General features: G+C 42.1%; 5 protein-coding genes. All 5 read left to right on the top strand.

From position 1 onward, the window contains the following. Positions 1-204: transposase (locus L634_RS31985; protein WP_034263398.1), on the top strand; the 204-nt coding region annotated here is incomplete at its 5' end. Between the two features lie 257 nt (positions 205-461). After that, positions 462-1,238: a uroporphyrinogen-III C-methyltransferase gene (gene cobA, locus L634_RS0128135; protein WP_026585257.1), complete on the top strand. Its 777-nt coding sequence runs from the start codon at positions 462-464 to the stop codon at positions 1,236-1,238. Between the two features lie 508 nt (positions 1,239-1,746). After that, complete coding sequence (locus L634_RS0128130; RefSeq protein ID WP_026585256.1) at positions 1,747-2,499, top strand: sirohydrochlorin chelatase; 753 nt, start codon at positions 1,747-1,749, stop codon at positions 2,497-2,499. Beyond that, positions 2,480-3,088 (top strand): precorrin-2 dehydrogenase/sirohydrochlorin ferrochelatase family protein, encoded by a 609-nt coding sequence (locus L634_RS0128125; RefSeq protein WP_026585255.1) that lies wholly within the window; start codon positions 2,480-2,482, stop codon positions 3,086-3,088. Before L634_RS0128130 ends, L634_RS0128125 begins: the two co-directional genes overlap by 20 nt. Before the next feature lie 107 nt (positions 3,089-3,195). Further along, positions 3,196-4,302 carry a CdaR family transcriptional regulator gene (locus L634_RS0128120; RefSeq protein WP_026585254.1) on the top strand — a complete coding sequence of 369 codons (1,107 nt, stop codon included), beginning with the start codon at positions 3,196-3,198 and terminating at the stop codon, positions 4,300-4,302. The last annotated feature ends 694 nt before the right edge of the window (positions 4,303-4,996 follow it).

The raw sequence follows: 4,996 nt of genomic DNA, 5'->3' as shown, positions 1-4,996 counted from the left end.
CAAAACCGGCTTTCCAAATCTGGAAAGATACTATATAAATTCAGAAAAGAAAAAGTGGAGCGAAGCTTCGCAGACTCAAAAGAGCTGCATGGGCTTCGCTATTGCCGGTTACGGGGACTACACAATGCAAGCGAGCAGGTGCTTCTCACCGCAGCTTGCCAGAATATGAAAAAGATCGCCATGCACCTGGCAAAGCTAGGATAGGTGCATGGCGATCNTTTTTTAAACCAGAAAAGCTAATCTTCCTTTGGTATATTTCTTTTTAAGAAAAACTTTGTTGAGAAAAAATACCCCTTTCTCAACAAGCTGAGTCTCTTCTTCAAAGAGGCTCCTTTTCTAAAATAATTCCTACTATTTCACTCAGAAAAATGGTATTATAAAAATCAATTAGAATAATAGCTTAGTAAATAATCATTTATGAATATAAACATAATATCAGGAAAGAAAGGACGGTCATGAAGATGACGGGAAAAGTATATTTAGTGGGTGCTGGGCCAGGTGATCCTGAATTAATGACTGTTAAGGGAATGCGCTGCCTTCAAGAAGCGGATGTCGTTTTATATGATCGTCTCGTCAATCGGGAAATTTTAGAGTTTGCCAAAAAAGACGCACAGCTTGTGTACTGCGGGAAACTCCCTAACCATCACGTCATGAAACAGGAAACCATCAACCACCTGCTGGTCAAGTATGCGAAAAAAGGGCTGCAGGTTTGCCGCTTAAAAGGCGGAGATCCTTTTGTATTTGGAAGAGGCGGGGAAGAAGCAGAAGAATGTGCGAAAAATGATGTCCCATTTGAAATCGTTCCTGGCATTACAGCAGGAATTGCTGCTTCAGCCTATGCTGGTATTCCTGTTACACACCGTACCTTAAGCAAAAGTTTTGCATTTGTCACTGGGCATCAAGCCGGCAATGAAGAAGCCGAGCACAAATGGGCTCACTTGGCACATGCCGTGGATACGATATGTATATACATGGGCGTATCCCACTTGCCTAATATAGTAAAGAATCTCATTAGCAACGGAAAATCTCCCCAAACACCGATCGCCCTGGTACACTGGGGAACACTGGCAGAACAGAGGACCGTAACCGGCACCCTGGCTACTATCGAAAACAAAGTGAAAGAAGCAAAAATCGCGAATCCAAGCATGATGGTGATTGGGGACGTTGTCAAAATGCATCATAAAATTAATTGGTTTGAAGATGAGATTGCGCCACATCTGCCTGTGTTGAATGGCTAAGAGAATAATTTGGGATTTAGGATATTGAAGGTGAGGACGCGGCAGAAATTTGTGAGCAAGTTTTCATGTGCATCGTGAAACAAATATATGGATTAAACTTAGACTTAAATGCGATTATCCAATTGAACCGAACACGAAGGGATTTGCCCGTCAGGTGAAGTAATTGCCTCAAATTAGGAATATTTGAGCCGAAACTTCGGAATATGCGGCATTGCTCAAGTTAATGCGTCATACACCAGTTCTTATGCGCTAAACCTGGAATATTTACGCCAAAACTCTGGGCTTTGCGTCATATTCAAGTAATTGCGTCATACAAAAATATTTATGCGTCACAAACAAACACTGATGCGTAATCCTCAAAGATTATTGGCCCGATGACATATAGATATGCAAAAAACACAAATAGCACCGTGAATCATCATTTTTTCGTTACACTATTAACTGAACAAATCATATCCAGCTAAAAAGGATTCCTAATGTTTTTAAAAACCAAGAAAGGAGCCGCTCAATGAAAGCAATCTTATACATCGGCCACGGCACACGTTCGAAACAAGGTGCAGCTGAAGCCAGCCATTTTATCGAACGAGTGATGAGAAAGGTTGAAGCCCCCATTCAGCAGCTTTGCTTCCTTGAACTTACTGAACCAGACATCGAAGAAGGCTTTAAGCGCTGTGTCGAGCAAGGGGCGACAGAAATTTCGATTGTGCCGCTATTTTTGCTTGCAGCAGGCCATATCAAGCAAGACATTCCAGAAGCACTTGCTCCTTTAAAGTACAAATACCCCCATATTAACGTTATAATGGCTGATCCTTTTGGTGTACAGGATCGAATTCTCAACGCAATTTCGGAGATGGTCAAGTTAGAGGCTCAGCAGATTCGCTCAAATGATTCTATCCTGATTGTAGGGAGAGGAAGCAGTGATCCGTCTATTCTGAAATCCTTTGAATCTATCGTAAACGGAATAAGCCAGCGCCTTGGGATTAAAGATGTTCGTGTTAGCTATTTGGCGGCAGCGTCTCCGTCGTTTAAGGAAGGAATGGATTCAATTTGCAGTGACGCTTCAGGACGCGTTATAGTCATACCTTATCTGTTATTTGCCGGCCTTTTATTAAGTGAGGTTAAGAGAGAGGTAAATAAGAAGATAAAATGGGGGCACTCCATTATACAGACAGGCACATTGGGAAGCCATGAGGTTATTCAAAAAATAGTGATAGAAAAAGCAAACGGAAAGGAGAATGCTAGTGCAGCCGTTAGTGATTGATTTAACCGGGAAGAAAATAATAATTGCAGGCGGAGGCAGGATAGCATTCCGGAAAGCGAAAGTCCTTGACGCAGAACAGGCAGATATCACATTTATCGCACCCGATTTTTCAAAAGATGTCATTGGCCTTGCCAATCAAAAGGGATATAAGCTTGTTCAGCGTGAAGCAAAGTTAGAAGATTTTAAGGATGCATTTTTAAGCATCCTGGCTACCAATAACCGTGAAATCAACCAGTTGCTGGCCCAATCTCTTGAACCCGCACAGCTTGTTTGTGTGGTAGATGAATCAGGAGAGGGCAATGTATCATTTCCAGCTACTGTCCGCCGCGGCCATCTTCAGGTTGCTGTTACTTCAAACGGTGCCAGCCCGAAGCTTACCCGAAAGCTAAAAAAAGAACTGGAAGAGCAATTCAATGAAAGCTGGGCAGAGTATACCGCATTTCTGGCACAATGCCGCGAGCTTATTAAAAAGCTTTCTCTGTCTTTTGAAGAAAAAAACCAGCTGCTTGCCGAATTACTGGATGACCGTTACCGTGTCCATGAAGAAGCCCGGGAACAAAAGTGGAATTCTCTGAAATCATTACATTAATATATAACTTCTGAAACCGTGTCAATGCACACGGTTTTTCAATGCCTTTATTGTGCATATTCACTATGGTACATTTGAAAGTAGTTACAAAGGAAGGCGGCAACCCTATGCAATTTTTAACTCAAGAGCTGGCACAGGAAATTGTCGAAAGGACAATGAAAATCCTTAATAAGAATATAAATGTTATGGATGAGAATGGCATCATCATTGGATCAGGTGACCGTGAAAGGTTAAATCAAATTCATGACGGTGCACTGCTTGTCTTAAGAAATGCTGAAAGTGTTGAAATTGATGATAAAAAAGCCTCAAAGCTAAAAGGATCCAAGCCAGGAATCAACCTGCCAATCCGCTTTAATAACCAAATCGTTGGTGTAGTCGGCATAACAGGGAAGCCGGATCAAATCCGCAACTATGCAGAACTTGTTAAAATGGCGGCAGAGCTTGTTTTAGAGCAGTCCTTTTTGCTTGAAAGAGTTCAATGGAAGCAGCGATTGCAAAGTGAAATTGTCAATCATCTTATTTCCGGCGGACAGGTCAATGATTCATGGGTTAAAGAGCGCTCTGGTTTTATGGGGGTTGATCTTGAGCAGCGCAGAACAGCCATTGTTTTTCAGCCATCTGATTATGCAGAAACGGTGAATCAAAAACTCATTTATGCCATCCATTTTGAACTGGGGAAACAGGATTTAATCGGCACGACTTTTAATCACGAAATTGTGATATTAAAAACCGGATCACAATCAGAACAATCAGCATTCATCAAGAGGCTCTTTTCTTTGGCAAACGGAAAAGGGATAATCGCAAGCGGCTGCAGTGCGGATAACATCAAAGAAGTAAGAGTTTCTTTTCAGAATGCGCTGCGTCTCCTCCAGCTGGGCCCTATACTTGAGCCAGAAGCTGATTTCTACCGCTATGAGGATTTCCGGCTTGAGGTGATATTGTCACAGCTGGCCCAAACCGAACAGACAGCAAAAGCTCTGCCTTTTTACGAGCGGCTGCTTGAACAGGATAAAAAAGGTGAATTGGCTCATACACTGGCAATGTACATAAAAGAAAGCGGAGAGCTTAACAAAATAGCCGATCAATTGTTTATTCACCGAAATACTCTTAGATACCGGCTTGATAAAATTACGGAACTAACCGGAAGAGATCCGAGAAATATAAGGGACCTGATGGAGCTCTACATGGCCAAATTAGCCAAGGACCTTCAATAGTTGTGCAGATGCACAAATGATATAAAGTTAAGCACGATTCAATTCATCAGCACTCACAATGAAATAAAACAAGCAAGCGGCTACAATAGAGATAAGGAAACGAACTTCTTGGGAGGTTTTCCTATGGGTGACCCGCTTCTTGCCGGTTTAACAATAGCACTCATTTTAACGTTAGTATTCGGGATCTTTAAGCTTTTTGGATAAGGTGAAACTTCCAAAAGCAGGGCTTTTCTTCCGTTGTTGGTTATTTGGGGGTCCCGAATGATGCAGGTCTTCTTGGAACTTTGCCGCCGACTTGGCATATCTAGTCTGAGTTCTCATAATCGGGCAGTTGACCAACTGGCTAGAATTCCTTCCTACTTTTGAAATGGGGTTTTACCGCGCGATCAATGCAGGATCATTGAAAAGGTAGTGTCAAAAGATTTATGAAAACTACCTAAAGGGTTAGTTTCTCTCCTATTTACTGGATGGAGATGCGCCGCAATCGCTCTTGACAAACACGCCAATGGTTTGAGGATTGTTTAACAAGGGCGAAGGGAACAAAAGAAGGCATACCAAATAAGCCCTTGGTTGTTTCCATTTTAAACCATTGGCAAGTTCGGTTTGTCAAGAGTTCGCTCCGCCGATTGCTGAATTAGCTTAAGGGCTCAGCTAAACAAAAAGTTAGGCTTGTCTTTGTTCTACTATCCATTGT

Source organism: Bacillus sp. J33, assembly GCF_000518885.1.
Lineage (GTDB): Bacteria > Bacillota > Bacilli > Bacillales > Cytobacillaceae > Cytobacillus.
Note: the sequence above shows the minus strand (reverse complement) of the source record. Positions and strands in the feature narration are given on the sequence as shown.

Coding starts and splice junctions, on each gene's coding strand:
- L634_RS0128120 (WP_026585254.1), top strand. CDS start 3,196: ATGCAATTTTTAACTCAAGAGCTGGCACAGGAAATTGTCGAAAGGACA.
- cobA (WP_026585257.1), top strand. CDS start 462: ATGACGGGAAAAGTATATTTAGTGGGTGCTGGGCCAGGTGATCCTGAA.
- L634_RS0128130 (WP_026585256.1), top strand. CDS start 1,747: ATGAAAGCAATCTTATACATCGGCCACGGCACACGTTCGAAACAAGGT.